The sequence below is a fragment of the Leucobacter sp. UCD-THU genome, assembly GCF_000349545.1.
Classification (GTDB): domain Bacteria; phylum Actinomycetota; class Actinomycetes; order Actinomycetales; family Microbacteriaceae; genus Leucobacter; species Leucobacter muris.
Genome location: NZ_KB714600.1, coordinates 292,572 through 308,396 on the forward strand (window position 1 = coordinate 292,572; position 15,825 = coordinate 308,396).

Below are 15,825 nucleotides of genomic sequence, written 5' to 3' on the forward strand. Positions count from 1 at the left end.
TCCGCCGAGGCTCAGGCAGGCCGGTCCGCGCCTCAGAAGAGGGTGACGACCGCGCCGTCCGCTCGGCGCAGCTCGAGCCGATAGCCCGGCCGGTCGCCCGCGACGATCTGCGCCGCACCGTCGCCGAGGCCGAGTGCGGCCGTCGTCTCGCACAGGGGCTCGGGATCGGGCTCGACCCGCACCAGCGAGACCAGCTCGATCGACGGGATGTCGCCGAACCCCGGCTGCGGCGTCGATCCCCAGTCGATGAGGAAGGGCGTGTCGAGTCGATCCTCCCCGGTGCCCGTGAGTCGCCACTCCAGCAGTTCGCCGCCCGGGGTGCGCCGGGAGAGGTCCCGCACGTCTCCGGGGTCGTAGCCCCGGTCGCGCGCGGCGGCGACCGTCGTGTCGATGTCGTCGGGGTGCACCGAGTAGGCGCGCACCCTCGGGCTCTGCAGGGCGTCGATCCCAAACGTCGCGGGCGGAGCCTCCCCCGCGCGCGCCGGGTCGGGGCCGATGAGCTCGAGGTACTGCGGGCCGCGCGCTCCGCCGATCGTCAGCGCGACGAGCGCGTTGGCCGTGCCCGTGGGGTGGGTCCCTCCCTGCGCCGCCACGACGCCGGTGCGGTCGGCGAACCAGGAGACGAGCGAGGCGAGGTCGGGGCCGGCGATGACGACGTGGTCCAGCAGTCGAGGGATGCTCATGGGATGCCTTCCGATGCTCGGGTCGTTCCGGCCTCGGGCTTCGCTCGCGGGTGCGCTCGCGGAGTGGTCCGGATCGGAGGGCCCAGCAGGGCCCTGAGCAGAGTCCACCACAGACGCGAGGCGACCGGAACGGCCCCCGTCACACTCCGTAAAGGCTGCCGGAAGGATGCCGCAGAAGCGGCCGGCCTGAGAGGAGACCCGCGACCAGAGGATGGCCGCGGCACCGCCCGCACGGGGTGGCCTCGTCGCGGAGGCATCCTCTCGGTGGGAGAAGTGCCGGATCCCGCCTACGATGGGCGTGTGACCGCCCGCGATCCGCTCCCCCGACGATGACCGACGCCGTCGCCCTGATCCCGACGATCGCCGGGATCGCGGTGCTCGCCGCGCTCGGCGCCGTCGTGCTGCGAACCGCGGGAGTGGCCGGCTGGTGGGCTCCGGCGGTCGCGGTGCTGCGCGGCGGCGTGCAGCTCGCCGTGCTGAGCATCGTACTGACGGGCGCGATCGGCGACCCGCTCTGGGTGGCGGTCGCGCTCGCGGTGATGTTCGCCGTCGCGTCGGTGACGAGCGCCCGCCGCGTCGCGTGGGCGTGGCGCAGCTTCGGCATCATCGCCTCGGGCATGCTCGCGGGCGTGGCGACGACGCTGGTCGTCATCTTCGCGACAGGCGCGGTCGAGCTCGCGCCGCGCTACCTGCTCGCGCTGGGCGGCATCCTGATCGGCAACGCGATGACGGTGGCGACCCTCGCAGCGCGGCGCGTGCACGAGGGCGTCGACCAGCACTGGGACGAGATCGAGGGGTGGTTCGCGCTCGGCGCGGTACCGCGGCAGGCGACCGCCGGGTTCGCGAGGCGGGCCATCGGCGAGGCGCTCGTGCCGTCGACCGATCAGACGAGGACGACGGGGCTCGTCACGCTACCCGGCGCCTTCATCGGAGCGATCTTCGGGGGCCTCGACCCGATCGACGCGGGCCGGTTCCAGGTCGTCGTGCTCGCCGGGATCCTGGCGGCGGGCGCAATTACCGCGGTCATCGTGGCTCGAGGTCTCGCCCCCGTGCGGCAGCGCCCGCTGCCTCCGCGCTGATCCGATCGATTCGGCGATACCGGCGGGCCCGGCGAGCGCGTGACGGTCCCACCGGTCGGCGACGCGGCTAGGAGTCGAGCTGCTCGCCGAGCTCGAGCCAGCGCTCCTCGAGCTGCGCGACCTCGTCCTCGAACGCGGTGATCTTCGCCATCTCGACGTTGAGCAGCTGGTAGTCGGCCTGATCGAGGTCGGCGAGGCCGTCGCGCGACTTCGCGATGTCGGCCTGCAGCCGCTCCATCTTGCGCTCGACCGCCGACAGCTCTTTCTCGGCGGCGCGGCGCTCGGCACCCGAGAGGGCGGGCGCCTCCTGCCCGCGAACAGGCTCAGGGGGCGAAGCGCCGCCGGCCGAGCTCGTCGGAGCCGAGGAGCTCGCGCGATCCTGCGCAGCCCGCAGCTCGAGGTACTGATCCACCCCGCCGGGCAGGTGCCGCAGCCGACGGTCGAGGATCGCGTACTGCTGGTCGGTGACGCGCTCCAGGAAGTACCGGTCGTGCGACACCACGATCAGCGTGCCCGGCCAGGAGTCGAGCAGATCCTCCATCGCGGCCAGCATGTCGGTGTCGAGGTCGTTCGTCGGCTCGTCGAGGATCAGCACGTTCGGCTGGTCGAGCAGGATCAGCAGCAGCTGCAGCCGCCGCTTCTGCCCGCCCGACAGATCCTTCACCGGGGTCGACAGCTGCGCGCTCGTGAAGCCCATGCGCTCGAGCATCTGCCCGGGCGTGAGCTCCCGGGCCTTCGACCCGCTGCCCACGGTGAAGCTCGTGCGCAGTCGGGCGATGACCACCCGCACCGGCTCGTTCAGGTGCTCCTCGAGTTCGTCGAGGCGCTGGGTGAGCGTCGCGACCTTCACGGTCTTGCCCCGCTTCACCCGCCCGGACGTGGGCTCCACGTCTCCCGAGACGAGCCCGAGCAGCGTCGACTTGCCCGCGCCGTTCACGCCCAGGATGCCGGTGCGCTCGCCGGGCGCGAGCAGCCACTCGATGCCTTCGAGGATCACGCGGTCGCCGTAGGAGACGCCCGCGTCGAGCAGGTTCACGACCTCCTTGCCGAGGCGCTGCACCGCCATCGACTGCAGCGAGACGCGGTCGCGGATCTCGGGCACGTCGGCGATCAGCGCGTTCGCGGCGTCGATGCGGAACTTCGGCTTCGAGGTGCGCGCGGGAGCGCCCCGGCGCAGCCACGCCAACTCCTTGCGGGCGAGGTTCTGCCGTTTCTGCTCGATGGCCGCGGCCTGGCGATCCCGCTCCACCCGCTGCAGGATGTACGCGGCGTACCCGCCCTCGAACGGCTCGACGATGCGGTCGTGCACCTCCCAGGTGGCGGTGCACACCTCGTCGAGGAACCAGCGGTCGTGCGTGACGACGAGCAGCGCGCCCTGGTCTCTGGGCCAGCGGTGCTTCAGGTGATCGGCGAGCCAGGCGATGCCCTCGACGTCGAGGTGGTTGGTGGGCTCGTCGAGGAAGAGAATCTCGTAGTCGCCGACCAGCAGCCGCGCCAGGGCGACGCGGCGGCGCTGCCCGCCCGAGAGCGCGTCGAGCGGCGCCTCCCAGTCGAGGTCGCCGACGAGCCCCGCGATCACGTCGCGCGTGCGCGGGTCGCCGGCCCACTCGTATTCGGGCCGCTCCCCCACGATCGCGTGACCGACCGTCTCGCCCGCGTCGAAGACGTCGGCCTGGTCGAGCACGCCGATGGTGGTGCCGCTGCGCACGGTGACCTGGCCTCCGTCGGGCTCGCGGCGCCCCGCCAGCATCATGAGCAGGCTCGATTTGCCGTCTCCGTTTCGGCCGACGATGCCGATGCGGTCGCCCTCGGCGACGCCGAGCGTCACCGAGTCGAACACGGTCTTGGTCGGAACTTCGAGGTGCAGGGCCTCGGCCCCCAGCAGATGAGCCATAACCCGTCCAGTCTAGTGAGCGCCTCGCCGCCGGGGCTGTGCGCTGGGAACTCGGAGCCGGGACGCCGTCGCGGCCGCGCCTGAGGATCCGCTCAACATTCATCAGATGAAGGGAAGTGTTGCCTAATATTGCAGGCATGGACCCCGACGACTCCGCGACGACCGACCCCCGCACGCACGCCGAACACGATCACGGCCACCTCGACTGCGTGCTCGCAGCGGGCGACATCAGCGACCTGCCGGGGCTGCGGGCCTGGTGCGCCTCCCTGCCCCGCCACAGCTACGGCCAGATCTTCATCGAGGTCTTCACGCCGTTCCAGATCCAACCGCTCGATGCGCCGCACCACGTCGGGGTGACCTGGCTGTGCCGCGAGGAGCGCCGCCCGAGCACCCGACCCGGCATCGGCGTGCCCCGGGGTCAGACCCTCGCCGACGCCGTCGACGCGTGGCTCTCCGAGTGGATCCGCGCCGATCCGCACTCCTGGCACTTCATGCTCTGGATGGGCGCGCGCTCCAGCTCCGTCATGCGCAGCTTCTGGCGCCGCGTCGAAGCCGAGGTCGACCAGCTGTGGTCGGGCGAGATGTCCCGATAGCTGCCGCGCCGGCGGGCCGGAGCGCCCCGGGCGCCGCCCGCCGCCTCCCCTACACCGCGGACCGCGGCAGCACGATCGGCGACCCCGTGTCGGGATCCGCGATGATGCGCGACCGCAGCCCGAACACGCGCTCGACGGTCTCGACCGTCAGCAGCTCGCCCGGCGCACCCTGCGCGAGGATCGCCCCGTCCCGCATCGCGATGAGGTGGTCGGCGTAGCGCGCGGCCTGGTTGAGGTCGTGCAGCACGGCGACGATCGTGCGCCCCTCGCCCCGCAACCGCTCGAGCAGTTCGAGCACCTCGAGCTGGTGGGTGATGTCGAGGTAGGTGGTCGGCTCGTCGAGCAGCAGTAGCCCCGTCTGCTGGGCGAGCGCCATCGCGATCCAGACCCGCTGGCGCTGCCCGCCCGAGAGCTCGCTGATCTGCCGCTCGGCGAGTTCGCTCACCCGGGTGGCCGCCATCGCCCGCGCGACGGCCTCCTCGTCGCCGCGGCTCCACTGCGAGAGCAGGCTCTGGTGCGGGTGCCTCCCGCGCCCGACGAGGTCGGCGACGGTGATGCCGTCGGGAGCGATCGGCGTCTGCGGCAGCAGCCCGAGCCGGCGGGCGAGCTGCTTCGCCGAGAGGTCGCCGATGTCGGCGCCGTCGAGCAGCACCGCACCGTCCCTGGGCTTCAGCAGCCGCGCCAGCACGCGCAGCAGCGTCGACTTGCCGCAGGCGTTGGGCCCGATGATGGCGGTGAACGATCCGTCGGGGATCTCGACGTCGACGCCGTCGAGCACGATCCGGCGGGCGTAGCCGCCTCGCACGCCCGACGCGACGAGCGGGGAGGGTGATGGGTTCATGAACGACCGCTTTCGCGAAAGAGGAGCCAGACGAGGTAGCCGCCGCCGATGCAGACCGTGACGGCCCCCACCGGCAGGGTGGCGCCCGGCACCGCGTGCTGGGCGATGAGGTCGGCGCCGGCGAGCAGCAGCGAGCCGACGAGCGCGGCGCCGAGCAGGTCCGAGGAGCCGGTGCGGCCCGTGAGCCGCGCGGCGATCGGGGGCGCCGCGAGGGCGATGAACGCGACGGGTCCCGCCACCGCGGTGACGACCGCGGTCAGGCCACGCCCGCGACCACCACGAGCACCTTGCTGCGCTCGACGGCGAGACCGAGCGAGGCCGCCGCGTCGTCGCCGAGTTCGAGCTGGCGCAGGCGTCGGCCGATCGTCGGCATGAGCAGCAGCAGCGGCACCGCGGCCGCGAGCGCCGCCACGACGACCGGCCACTCGACGCCGGCGAGGCTGCCCGCGCCCCACACCGCGACCTGCACGGCGAGGCCCAGTTCGGCCTTCACGCTGAACCAGGTGTTCACCGACGACAGGATCGCCGACACCGCGATGCCCACGATGATGAGCCGGAACCCGCTCAGACCGCGCCTGAAGGCGAGCAGGTAGATGATCGCGGCCGCGCCGAGCCCCCCGAGAAGCGCGCCGCCCGCCTGCGCCGCGAAGCCCGTGCCGCCGAGCATGAGCACGGCGACGACGCCGGTGTAGGCGCCCGTGTTGAGACCGACGATGTCGGGGCTGCCGAGCGGGTTGCGGGTGAGCGACTGGAAGATCGCGCCGCTGAGCCCGAGGCACGCGCCGAAGAGCACCGCCGCGGCCGCGCGCGGGGCGCGCCACTCGACGACCACCATGCGGTCGAGGCCCTCGGCGCCGGGAGCGAGGGCGGCGAGCACCTGGCCCAGGTCGAGGGGCCGGGATCCGACGGCGAGCGCGGTGAGCCCGCAGGCGGTCACGAGCGCGAGGAGCAGGGCTCGCACGGCGACGGCGCGGACCGTGGTGCGCCGTGTGAGGGGCCCGGCCCGCAGCACCAGTTCGCGGTTCACAGCGCGCCCACCCGGGTGCGGCGCACGAGCGCGATCAGCACCGGAGCGCCGATGAAGGCGGTGACCACCCCGACCTGCAGCTCGGCGGGCCAGACGATGAGGCGGCCGAGGATGTCGGAGGCGAGCACGAGGACGGGCCCGAGCGTCAGGGAGAAGGGCAGGATCCACCGCTGGTCGGGGCCGGTGACGAAGCGCACGGCGTGCGGGATCATGAGCCCCACGAAGCCGATGGGGCCGGCCGCCGCGGTCGCCGCGCCGCAGAGCAGGGTGATGGCGACGAGCCCGGCGCCCCGCGTGACCTCGATGCGGGTGCCGACGGAGCGCGCGAGGTCGTCGCCGAGGGCGAGCGCGTTCATGCCGCGCGCGGTGGTGCAGGCGAGCAGCAGGCCGATCACGATCACCGGCCAGATCGTCTCGATGGTGCCCGCGGGCCGGTCGGCGATGGTGCCGGCGCCCCAGAACCGCATCCGGTCGAAGGTCTGCGTGCTGAGCAGCGCGAGCGTCTGCGACACCCCCATGAAGACGGCCCCCAGCGCGATGCCGACGAGCGTGAGCCTGACGGGGGTCGCTCCCCCGGCGCCGCGCGAGGCGATGCCGTAGACGAGGGCGGCGGCGACGACGGCGCCGACGAACCCGAGCCAGAGGTAGTCCTGGATGCGCGTGACCCCGAGCACGGCCACGCCCACCGAGATCGCGAACCCGGCCACCGCGTTGACGCCGAGGATGCCGGGATCGGCGAGCGGGTTGCGGGTGAGCCCCTGGATGAGCGCGCCCGAGACCGCGAGCGCCGCGCCGACGAGCACGCCCAGCACCGTGCGGGGCACCCGCAGCGTCACGATCGTGACGTGGTCGATGCTGCCGTCGGGAACCGTGAGCGCCTCCCACACCGTGGCGGGCGAGAGCTGCGCCGAGCCGACGGCGAGGCTCGCGATGCAGGTCGCCGCGAGCAGCAGCAGCGACGCCGCGAGCCACAGGGGGCGACTGCGGCGCCGGGCCGGAGCGGCGCCGCACGCGAGCGGCGCGGGTGCGAGCGCGCGGGTCACGATTCGCGGTCGGGGCCGGGTGTGCCCGGGTGGGGACCGGCGCCCCGCGCGGACTCGGCCCCGCCCCAGTCGGGCGACGGCTCCGTTCCGACGAGTTCGACGGCTTCGATGCCCCAGCCGAGCTTGCGGCGGGCGGCGACGCGCCAGCCGGCCTCGGCTGCGAGGTTCAGCACCGTCTCGGCCGTGCGGGGCGGATCACCGAGTGTGCCGAGATCGACCAGGGCGCCGTGGGCGCGGCTCGCAGGGCTGAGGCCGTCGGGCGTGAGCTGCTCGACGAGCACGGCCGCGGGCGCCGCCTCGCGCAGCTGTGCGAGCAGCTCGCGCGCCTCTCCGTCGGTGCGGTGGGCGAGCGCGAACACGGCGACGGCCAGCTCGTGCCCGTCCCAGCTCGCGGAGAAGGTCATGTCGGGATCCTCGCCCGCGGCCTCCCGCAGCACCCCGAGCGGGCCGGGTTCCTCGACCACGGTGAGCGGGGTGTCGACGGCCGCTCGCAGCGCTTCGGCGACCGCGAGCGCGCCCGGGCCGGTCACGGCGATGCGTCGGGGCCCGCGCCACACGGGCGAAGCGGGCAGGCCGGAGAACACCGACGCCGCGCCCTCGGCGTGCTCGACGAGCTCCGCGTACTCGTCGGCATCGGCCACGACCGTCTGTCGCAGAGTGCTGCGGTGCGCGATCCGCCAGGCGGGGCCGCCCCCGGTCATGGCCTCGGGCAGCGCGGCGAGCGCGAGCACCTGATCCGCGGCCATCCCGTCGAACCGCTCGCGCGCGTGCTCGTTCTCCACAAGCTCCTCCCCGAGCCGGCCGAGCCCGATCCTCGCCTCCTCACCGGCGCCGGCCGTTTCACCGTCTTCGGACCCGCCCGCGGTTCCCTCTCCGCCCTCGATCGCGAGGATCCCGCCGGCGGTCAGCGCGTCGGCGAGCACCCGCAGCGATGCGGCCCCGACACCGAGCCGGGCGGCGAGCGCGCCGATCCCGAGCGCGCCGTCGGCGACCGCGTCGAGGAGCCCGAGGCGCAGCGCGGCGCGCACGGCGAACCACTCGACGGGCGGCGAGGGCAGCCCGACGGAGACGCCGGGCGCACCCGCGGCGGCGCGGCCGGGCGCGGCGTCGCCGCCGCGAGCCTCCTCGTCGCGCAGATGCCAGTACCCGGTGATGTTGACGTGGCTCTTCGGGGCCCCGAGCGCACGCGCGCGGCGGCGTACGGCGAGCAGCGATCGGCTCTCGGCGGCGGCCCAGACGTAGGGAGTGCCGGGCAGCGGCTCGACCCGCCCGACGGCCGCGGCGAGCGCGGTCTCGTCGCCCGCGTCCGCGACCACCCACTCCACCGCGTCCGCCTGGCCGACTGCGAGCTCCTGCCTGGCCTCGGGGTCGCTCACCGCGACGACGGCGCGCACGGGCGCGGCGACCGGGCGCTCCTCGAAGAAGCGGGCGATCGCCGGCAGCGCGGTCTCGTCGCCCGCCAACAGCACCCAGTCGACGTCGGCGGGAACGACCGTCGACGATTTCGGCCCGGCGAACCAGAGTTCGTCGCCGGGCCGGGCGCCGCGCGCCCAGGAGGCGGCCGGCCCCTCGCCGTGCAGCACGAAGTCGAGATCGAGCTCACGGATTCCGGGGTCGTAGCGCCGGGGCGTGTAGTCGCGCCCCTGCCGCGTCTCCGAGGGCTCCCACTCGATGCCGTGGGGCAGCTGCAACGGCAGCACGGAGCGCACGTCGCCGTCTGACGCGAAGATCAGTTTGACGTGGTCGTCGAACGCCGGGCTCGCGAACGCGGGCAGTTCGACGCCTTCGGATGTGAAGGCGCCGAGCTGCTCGCCGGTCAGGGTGACGCGGCGCATGCGCGGGGTGACGTCGACCACCCGCTCGACCCGCGCCTGGCGCAGGACGAGCGGGTGGACCACCAGGGTGTGGTGTGCCATCGGGAGCCTCGGATCAGGAGAACTGCTGCTCGATGATGTCGAGCAGGGCCATGGCCTCGTCGTAGTCGCCGCGCACCGTCCAGTACGGCAGGTCGTAGGCGTTGCCGGTCGAGAACGCCGTGGTGCCGGCCCAGATCGGCTGCTGCAGCGTGGCGACGTCGGTGGTGTCGGAGTTGAAGCCGGTGATGAAGAGCGCGGGTACGTCGGCGAGGATCTGCCCGGCCTGCTCGGTCGACAGCTCGGCCATGTCGCCACCCGGGTTGTACGGTTCGAGGCTGTGCTGCTCGACGAGCGGAGCCGGGGTGAAGCCCAGCTCGCCGAGGGTATGGGGCAGCCCGCTGTCTTCGAAGAGCAGGTACGGCGCGCCCTCGGCCGTGACGGTGAGCACCGCGACGGGGGCGACGGGAACGGTGATGGCGCCCTTCACCTCGGCGACGCGCTCGTCGTACTCTGCGACGGCGCGGTCGTAGTCGTCTTCGCGGCCGAGCACGTCGCCCGCGATGAACGAGTACTGCTGCTGCCAGGTGTCGAGGTCCTTGCCGACGATGACGGTGGGCGCGATCTGCGAGAGCTGGTCGTAGGCCTTCGTCGCGAGACCGTTGGGCAGGCCGAGCCCGCCTGCGAGGATGAGGTCGGGTTCCAGTCCGAGGATCGCCTCGAGGTCGAAGCCGTCCATGCCCCAGGTGATGAACTCGGTTCCGTGCTGCTCGGGGGCGTCGCCCCAGAGCTCGGAGAACGCGGGATCGTAGTCGAAGTCCTCGGAGGTGGTCGCGACGACGGGCACGTCGAGGTCGTAGAGGTAGCCCGCGAGGGCGTAGTTGAGCACGACGACCCGCTGGGGGTCGGCCGGCACGGTGACCTCGCCCTGCTCGGTCTGCACCACCCGGTCCTGTGCGCCCTGCTCCTCGGAGGCGGCCGCCGACGGTGCGTCCGCCGTGCCCGACGAGCAGCCGGTGAGCGCCAGCGAGGCGCCGATGAACAGCGTGGCGAGGACGGAGAGGGAGGCGGAGGTTCGGGACCGCAGTGGCATGGAGGCTCTCTTCAAGGGCGCGGGGATCCCTCGCCGCGACGATCGCGGCGCAGATCCGATGTACGGTAAAATTCTGACTTGGTAAGGCAACACTTACCTTAATCAGACTATTGGGGCTCCCGTCGAACGGCGAGCACCAACCCGACACCGCAGCCGCACCGAGACGACATGAATGGTCGGAAGACAGAGGGGGATCGCATGCCGCACACCCGGCTCTTCGATGTGGTGCCCGAGAACTCCGTGCGATTCCTCGGCCACGACACCCACACGCACCCGGTGCCGCACCTCATCCACGTCGTGAGCGGCACCGCCGACCTTGTCGTCGACGGCGCCCCCGTGCACCTCGACGCCAAGGAGAACCTCTGGCTCGCGGCCGACGTACCCCACTCCGCGCAGTACGCCCCCGACAGCGTGGTGCTCGGGCCATTCCTCTCCCCCGGCACGACGCCACCCGTGCCGATGCGCGTGCTCGGCGTGGTGCCGCGGCTCACCGAGATCGCGCGCATGATCCTCGGGGCCTCCCCCCGCACCGACGCCCAGATCCGCGTCTTCCGCGACGCGCTCGACGAGGTGCTGCTCGACCTCGACGCCCCCTACTTCGTCCTGCGCATGCCCGCCCACCCCGTCGCCCGCGACGTGGCCCGCGCGGCCGTCGCGAGCGATCTGACGCTCGAACGCCTCGCCGCGAGGCGGCGGCACGAGCGTGCGCCACGTGCAACGCCTGTTCCGAGACGAGACCGAGCTGCCGTTCACGAACTGGCGGGCGCGGGCCAAACTCAACGTCGCTATCAGCAGACTGCGCGCGGGCGACAGCCTGCCGGCCGCCGCGCACTACGCCGGCTACGCCTCCCGGGCGAGCCTGCTGAAGTCGCTGAGCCGGGAGTCGGGAGTGCCGCAGCGCCTGCTGGCGGCCGCCCCGCTCGCCGCGCTCGAGACCCGCGCAACCGGAGGATGATCCGCTTCTCCCGCGACGGCGACACCTGTGCCAGAGTAGGTCCATGACCTCCTCTGAGTCGCACGCGGGCACGCCCCTCCGCATCATGCTCGGCCTCGGCTCGGTGCTCGCGGGCGCCGCCCTGTTCCTCGCACCGCTGTCGCCCCAGGCGCTCGCCGTCGTCACGGGGGTCGCACTGGTGATCACCGGGGTGTCGCTGCTGCTGCGCACCCGGCAGGATCGCGCCGCAGGGTCCGGCCGCGTCCCGCGCGCAGGTCTCGCCCTCGGCGCCCTAGTCATCGCGCTCGGTGCCATCATCGCGGTCTGGCCGGCCGGAGGCGCACCGGGCCTCGCCTTCCTCATCGGCGCCGCGATCATCGCGCACGGCCTGTTCTCGGCGGTGCGCGCGCTCCGTTCGGATGCGCCCGACCGGGCCTCCGATCTCATCGCCGCCGTCGCCACCGCGGCGTTCGGCGCGCTCACGTTCACCTGGCCGGTGCTCACCCTCGCGGTGTTCCGCTACGGGGTGGGCGCCTGGTTCGTGTTCTTCGGGCTGCGCACGCTGATCGAGCTGATCCCCCGCCGCCGTTCCCGCCGGGGCGCGGCGGATCGCGAGGCCGTGGACGGGCCGGGCGACGCCGTCTCGGGCCCCTCACGCGCGCGCCGCTGGGCGCGCGCCGTCGGCTCGGTCGCAGCGCTCGCGCTCGCGCTGCTGCTCGCCTACGGCAGCGGCGCGATCCTCGGCGGGGCTCCCCTCCCCGAGCCCGGCCGCTTCTACACCGCCCCCGCCGACGCGCCGAACGAGCCCGGACGCCTGCTGCGATCCGAGCCCCTCACGACCGGTGTGCCCGCGGGAGCACAGGCGTGGCGGATCCTCTACACGACCACGCACCCGGACGGATCGCCGGCCGTGTCGAGCGGCACCGTCATTGCTCCGAAGCAGCTCGGCGACGAGCCGCTTCCACTGCTCACCGTCGCGCATGGCACCACCGGCGTCGTGCCGAAGTGCGCACCATCGCTGAGCGCCGCCCCCTTCGCCGACGGCGCGGGCACCGCTCTCGCCGAGATGGTCACGCAGCACGGCTGGGTCGCCGTCACCTCCGACTACATCGGGCTCGGCACCCAGGGCACCCACCCCTACCTGATCGGCGACGCAGAGGCCCGTAACGTGCTCGACGCGTCGCGGGCCGTGCAGCAGTTCGATCCGCTCGAGACCACCACCGACACGGTCGTCTGGGGCCACTCGCAGGGCGGGCAGGGCGCACTGTGGACGGGCCAGATCGCGGGCGACTACGCCCCCGAGCTCACCGTGAAGGGCGTTGCCGCGTTCGCGCCGGCCGCCGACCTCTACGGCCTCGCCGAGGCCGACAAGACCGACGCTGCGGGCAAGACCGTGTCCGCCTACATCGCGGCCACCTGGGACCGCATCTACCCCGAGCTCGAGCTCGAGCGGCACCTCACCCCCGGCTCGGCCGGCGGTGTCGAGAAGATCGAGGACCTCTGCTTCAACGGCGACGACGTGCTCGCCGCCATCCTGCAGGGCTCGCAGGTGCCGAATCAGATCTTCCCCGACAGCGTCCTCGCCGGCGAGTTCGGCGACCGGCTCAAGGCCCAGGATCCCACGGGCCCCTTCCCCGCACCCGTCATGGTCGCGCAGGGGCTCGCCGATCCGCTCGTGAAGCCCGACATGCAGCACGACTGGGTCGCCGCGCGCTGCAAGGCGGGCGAGCAGATCGACTACCGCACCTTCCCGGGGCTCAGCCACAACACGCTCGTCGCCGCCGACTCGCCGCTCACCCCGCAGATCGTGCAGTGGACGCTCGACCGCTGGAGCGACGCCCCGGCCACCTCCAACTGCGACGACCTGCCGAGGTGATGCGGCAGTCCCGCAGAAAGGCCGGAGGGGCCGACCCTCGCGTGCGAATGGGGGATGCCCGCGTGGATCGGCCCCTCCTGGCCCGCCTCGAAGCGGGGCGGGCCATGCGCCTCGACGCGCTGTAGGGGGACGCATCGAGGAGTTCGGAACGGGATCCCGCGGGGCGTACGCGCGGGATCCCGTTCGGCATTACACCCGCTTGAACCGGCGGATGCCGAGTAGGGTCGCGCCCGCGGCGAGCAGCGCCGCAGCCGCGCCTCCGACGAGCGGCATCAGCCAGTCGCCCGTCGAAGCGAGCGACTTGCCCGCACCGGGATTCTGCGGTGCCGGAGCGGTCGGATCCACAGGGTGCTCGGTCGCTCCCGGAGGCGGCGTGATCCGCGACCCGCTCGGAGGCGTCGCATCGCCGGTCACCACGTTGCGCAGGGTCTGACCCGCGGCGCCCCGGTCCACGGTCACGGAGTACGTGATCGTGACCGTCGCACCCGGCGGCAGTGCACCGGTCCAGGTGAGTGTGTCCCCGTTCCTGACCGGAGCAGCCGCAGCCGCGCCGGAGACCGTGGCCGTCGCGTCACCGCGGTACTCCGCGTACTTCAGAACGCCGCTCAGATCGTCCACGATGTTCACCGGGTCGAGTACGGTGTCACCGGTGTTGACGCCGGTGAGCGTGTAGGCGATCGTCTCGCCCGGCTGCACCTTCGTGCCCGGGGCGGGGTCGGCGGTCTTCGTGACGTCGAAGCTGGGGCGGGGGTCGACCGCGGGCGGTACCGGATGCTCGGTCTCCTCCTGCGGCGGCACGATCGGCTCGCCCGGGATGGGAGGTCCGGTGGGGTTCTCGGGGTCCGGCGTCTGCGGGGTGGCGATGCCGGTGAGCAGGTTGTGGATGGAGACGTCGGAGGCATCCGCGTTCACGGTCACCGAATAGGTGATCGTGACGGTCTCGCCGGGCTGCATCGCACCCGTCCAGACGAGCGTGTCGTCGGTGCGGGTCGGAGCGACGACGGGATCGCCGTCGATGTCGGCTGCGGCGTCGTCGTTGTATGCGGCGTGGGCGACGACCTCGGAGAGGTCGTCGGTGAGGGTCGCGGGATCCAGCATCGTCGCTCCGGCGTTGGTGCCGGTGACGGTGTAGGTGATGGTCTGGCCGGGGGCGACCTCCGTGTCCGCAGCGGGATCCGCGCCCTTCGAGATGACGAATCCGGGTACCGGGTGCTCGGTGATGACGGCCGGTGGTTCGATCGGCGGGAGTCCGGGAGGGGTGCCGGATGCGGACACCCGGTTCTCGAGGGTTTCCCCCTCGACGCCCTCGTTGACGATGACGGCGTAGGAGATCTCAACGAGGTCTCCGGGCTGCAGCACCCCGGCCCAGGCGAGCTGGTCGTCGTCGAGCTGAGCCGCCGAGGTGGCGTCGATGCGGGCGTCGTCGGCGGTGATCACCGTTGCCGTCAGGCTATCCGCCTCATAGCTGGCGGAATCGAGCACCTTCGAGAGGTCGTCGGCGATCTCGGCCGGATCGAGCACCGTGCTGCCGGTGTTGGTGCCGGTGACGGTGTAGACGACGCGGTCGCCCGCCTGCACAGCCGTGCCCGAGGCCGGATCCGCGCTCTTCGTCAGCTCGAAGCCTGGCTGAGGGATCGCGATGTCGGGCGAGAAGCACGACGCCAGATCGACGAGATCGCCCGAGACCGGGCTCATCGTGGCCGGGACGCCGAGCGGAATGAAGTCGTTCGCGTCGCGCATGACGTTGATCGAGCCGCGCTGGGTGATCAGCTGGCCGTCGTGGGTGAAGGCGATGCCGTTCATCGCGGGCGCCGAGTCGTCGGCCACGGTCACGAAGCTCTGGCCGACGATCCGCGTGGGGACCTTCAGCGGATCGCTCGCGCTGCCCCGCGCGCCGTCGGTGGATCCGTCGGGGAAGACGCGGCCCGTCTGGCGGCCGGGCTCATCGGCGAAGAGGCCGCGGTTCACCTGCACGCGTTGAGCGTTGCCGTCGTTGTCCGCGATCACCATCTGGAGGTTGCCGTCGGAGTCGAAGGCGAGATCGCCGTTGAGCTGCATGTAGCTGTCGCTGAAACGCTCGTCGACCGGGAAGTCGACGTGCACGACCTCTCCCGCATCCGGCTCCATCTGCCCGAGCGTCGAGACGACCGCGCGGTAGAGGTGCAGCCGGCGGGTCTCCTGTCCCGCCGGCTTGTCCTCCGCGGGCGTGTCGCTGAAGTAGCCGAAGTAGTAGTGCCCGCTCATCTGGTCGACTCCGCCGCCCACGACGTAACCGCCGGTGGGGCTGTTCAGCGACATCGCCGGGAAGGCGAGGTGCAGCGGGGCGAGGCCGTCGTGGCCTTCGCTGTAGTGGTACACGTCGACCATCGGATTCGAGACGCCGGCCTGGCCGTAGATGCCTCGCTGATCGATGAACCAGACGTCGCCGTTCTCGGCCACGCCCAGGGCGTTCAGGTAGTGCGTGTTCGGTGCGGCGTTGCCGTTGACATCGGCGGTGCCGCCGAGCCCCGCGACGTCGAGGGGCTGCGCGCCGTCGATCGGGGTGAGCTCGGGATTGATGGTGCCGTCGTCGTTGTAGGTGGCCTTCTTGACCGAGACGCCGGTTCCGGCGGCTGCCAAGCGGTCCATCGTGTAGTAGGTGTTCGCCTCGCACATGCCCGCGAGTGCAAACGGAGTCACGCCGGGAGCGGCCGTGACGTCCTCGGCGGACTCGCCGCCGGCCGGGGCCACGGCGTCGGCGGACGGCTCCGCGGCGGACGGCGTGTCGACCGCGGGTCGCTCGATCTGAGCTTGGGCATCCTCGGCCCACGCCGGCTCAGTGGTCAGCAGCAGGCTCATCCCGCTGCCCGCCACCGCCAGCGAAAGGGCCAACGCGGTCATCGCGCGCGGTCTCCTCCGCAAGTAGTGTC

General features: G+C 72.7%; 14 protein-coding genes. 4 read left to right on the forward strand and 10 right to left on the reverse strand.

What is annotated here, in order from left to right:
* Nucleotides 1-32: 32 nt before the first annotated feature.
* Nucleotides 33-683, reverse strand: a complete 651-nt coding sequence (locus tag H490_RS20705; RefSeq protein WP_017883340.1) for a VOC family protein — start codon at nt 681-683, stop codon at nt 33-35.
* A gap of 329 nt (nt 684-1,012) precedes the next feature.
* Between H490_RS20705 and H490_RS20710 the strand changes: the two genes are divergently transcribed.
* The gene (locus H490_RS20710) at nt 1,013-1,762 is read left to right on the forward strand and encodes an ABC transporter permease (RefSeq protein WP_017883341.1); all 750 of its coding nucleotides are present in this window, start codon (nt 1,013-1,015) and stop codon (nt 1,760-1,762) included.
* A 67-nt stretch (nt 1,763-1,829) separates the two neighbouring features.
* Here the strand turns inward: H490_RS20710 and H490_RS20715 are convergent, their stop codons facing one another.
* Complete coding sequence (locus tag H490_RS20715) at nt 1,830-3,656, reverse strand: ABC-F family ATP-binding cassette domain-containing protein (protein WP_017883342.1); 1,827 nt, start codon at nt 3,654-3,656, stop codon at nt 1,830-1,832.
* A gap of 137 nt (nt 3,657-3,793) precedes the next feature.
* On the opposite strand from H490_RS20715, the gene H490_RS31045 reads away from it, so the two are divergent.
* Entirely contained in the window at nt 3,794-4,249 is a 456-nt protein-coding gene (locus tag H490_RS31045; RefSeq protein WP_017883343.1) for an SIP domain-containing protein, read from the forward strand.
* Between the two features lie 49 nt (nt 4,250-4,298).
* Here H490_RS31045 and H490_RS20720 read toward each other — a convergent pair whose 3' ends face one another.
* The 7 genes from H490_RS20720 to H490_RS33050 form a co-directional block, all read right to left on the reverse strand.
* Nucleotides 4,299-5,090, reverse strand: a complete 792-nt coding sequence (locus H490_RS20720) for an ABC transporter ATP-binding protein (protein WP_051066146.1) — start codon at nt 5,088-5,090, stop codon at nt 4,299-4,301.
* Nucleotides 5,087-5,329, reverse strand: coding sequence for an iron chelate uptake ABC transporter family permease subunit (locus H490_RS32810; protein WP_017883345.1), 243 nt, complete (start codon nt 5,327-5,329; stop codon nt 5,087-5,089). The genes H490_RS20720 and H490_RS32810 overlap by 4 nt, the downstream gene beginning before the upstream one ends.
* A gap of 17 nt (nt 5,330-5,346) precedes the next feature.
* Nucleotides 5,347-6,117: a FecCD family ABC transporter permease gene (locus H490_RS32815; protein ID WP_017883346.1), complete on the reverse strand. Its 771-nt coding sequence runs from the start codon at nt 6,115-6,117 to the stop codon at nt 5,347-5,349.
* Entirely contained in the window at nt 6,114-7,160 is a 1,047-nt protein-coding gene (locus H490_RS20730) for a FecCD family ABC transporter permease (RefSeq protein ID WP_017883347.1), read from the reverse strand. The genes H490_RS32815 and H490_RS20730 overlap by 4 nt, the downstream gene beginning before the upstream one ends.
* Nucleotides 7,157-9,076: a siderophore-interacting protein gene (locus tag H490_RS20735; RefSeq protein WP_017883348.1), complete on the reverse strand. Its 1,920-nt coding sequence runs from the start codon at nt 9,074-9,076 to the stop codon at nt 7,157-7,159. Before H490_RS20735 ends, H490_RS20730 begins: the two co-directional genes overlap by 4 nt.
* Before the next feature lie 13 nt (nt 9,077-9,089).
* Entirely contained in the window at nt 9,090-10,106 is a 1,017-nt protein-coding gene (locus H490_RS20740) for an ABC transporter substrate-binding protein (protein WP_017883349.1), read from the reverse strand.
* A 102-nt stretch (nt 10,107-10,208) separates the two neighbouring features.
* Complete coding sequence (locus H490_RS33050) at nt 10,209-10,805, reverse strand: hypothetical protein (protein ID WP_202950824.1); 597 nt, start codon at nt 10,803-10,805, stop codon at nt 10,209-10,211.
* Nucleotides 10,806-10,818: 13 nt separating this feature from the next.
* Between H490_RS33050 and H490_RS33055 the strand changes: the two genes are divergently transcribed.
* Entirely contained in the window at nt 10,819-11,061 is a 243-nt protein-coding gene (locus tag H490_RS33055; RefSeq protein WP_202950825.1) for a hypothetical protein, read from the forward strand.
* A gap of 43 nt (nt 11,062-11,104) precedes the next feature.
* Nucleotides 11,105-12,916 carry a lipase family protein gene (locus H490_RS20750; RefSeq protein ID WP_017883350.1) on the forward strand — a complete coding sequence of 604 codons (1,812 nt, stop codon included), beginning with the start codon at nt 11,105-11,107 and terminating at the stop codon, nt 12,914-12,916.
* A 189-nt stretch (nt 12,917-13,105) separates the two neighbouring features.
* Here the strand turns inward: H490_RS20750 and H490_RS20755 are convergent, their stop codons facing one another.
* Nucleotides 13,106-15,796 carry a DUF11 domain-containing protein gene (locus tag H490_RS20755; RefSeq protein ID WP_020381101.1) on the reverse strand — a complete coding sequence of 897 codons (2,691 nt, stop codon included), beginning with the start codon at nt 15,794-15,796 and terminating at the stop codon, nt 13,106-13,108.
* Nucleotides 15,797-15,825 lie beyond the last annotated feature (29 nt).

Bases quoted from the DNA above. Each gene is read 5' to 3' on its own strand.
- H490_RS20705 (WP_017883340.1), bottom strand. From the start codon at position 683: ATGAGCATCCCTCGACTGCTGGACCACGTCGTCATCGCCGGCCCCGAC.
- H490_RS20710 (WP_017883341.1), top strand. From the start codon at position 1,013: ATGACCGACGCCGTCGCCCTGATCCCGACGATCGCCGGGATCGCGGTG.
- H490_RS20715 (WP_017883342.1), bottom strand. From the start codon at position 3,656: ATGGCTCATCTGCTGGGGGCCGAGGCCCTGCACCTCGAAGTTCCGACC.
- H490_RS31045 (WP_017883343.1), top strand. From the start codon at position 3,794: ATGGACCCCGACGACTCCGCGACGACCGACCCCCGCACGCACGCCGAA.
- H490_RS20720 (WP_051066146.1), bottom strand. From the start codon at position 5,090: ATGAACCCATCACCCTCCCCGCTCGTCGCGTCGGGCGTGCGAGGCGGC.
- H490_RS20735 (WP_017883348.1), bottom strand. From the start codon at position 9,076: ATGGCACACCACACCCTGGTGGTCCACCCGCTCGTCCTGCGCCAGGCG.
- H490_RS20740 (WP_017883349.1), bottom strand. From the start codon at position 10,106: ATGCCACTGCGGTCCCGAACCTCCGCCTCCCTCTCCGTCCTCGCCACG.
- H490_RS20750 (WP_017883350.1), top strand. From the start codon at position 11,105: ATGACCTCCTCTGAGTCGCACGCGGGCACGCCCCTCCGCATCATGCTC.
- H490_RS20755 (WP_020381101.1), bottom strand. From the start codon at position 15,796: ATGACCGCGTTGGCCCTTTCGCTGGCGGTGGCGGGCAGCGGGATGAGC.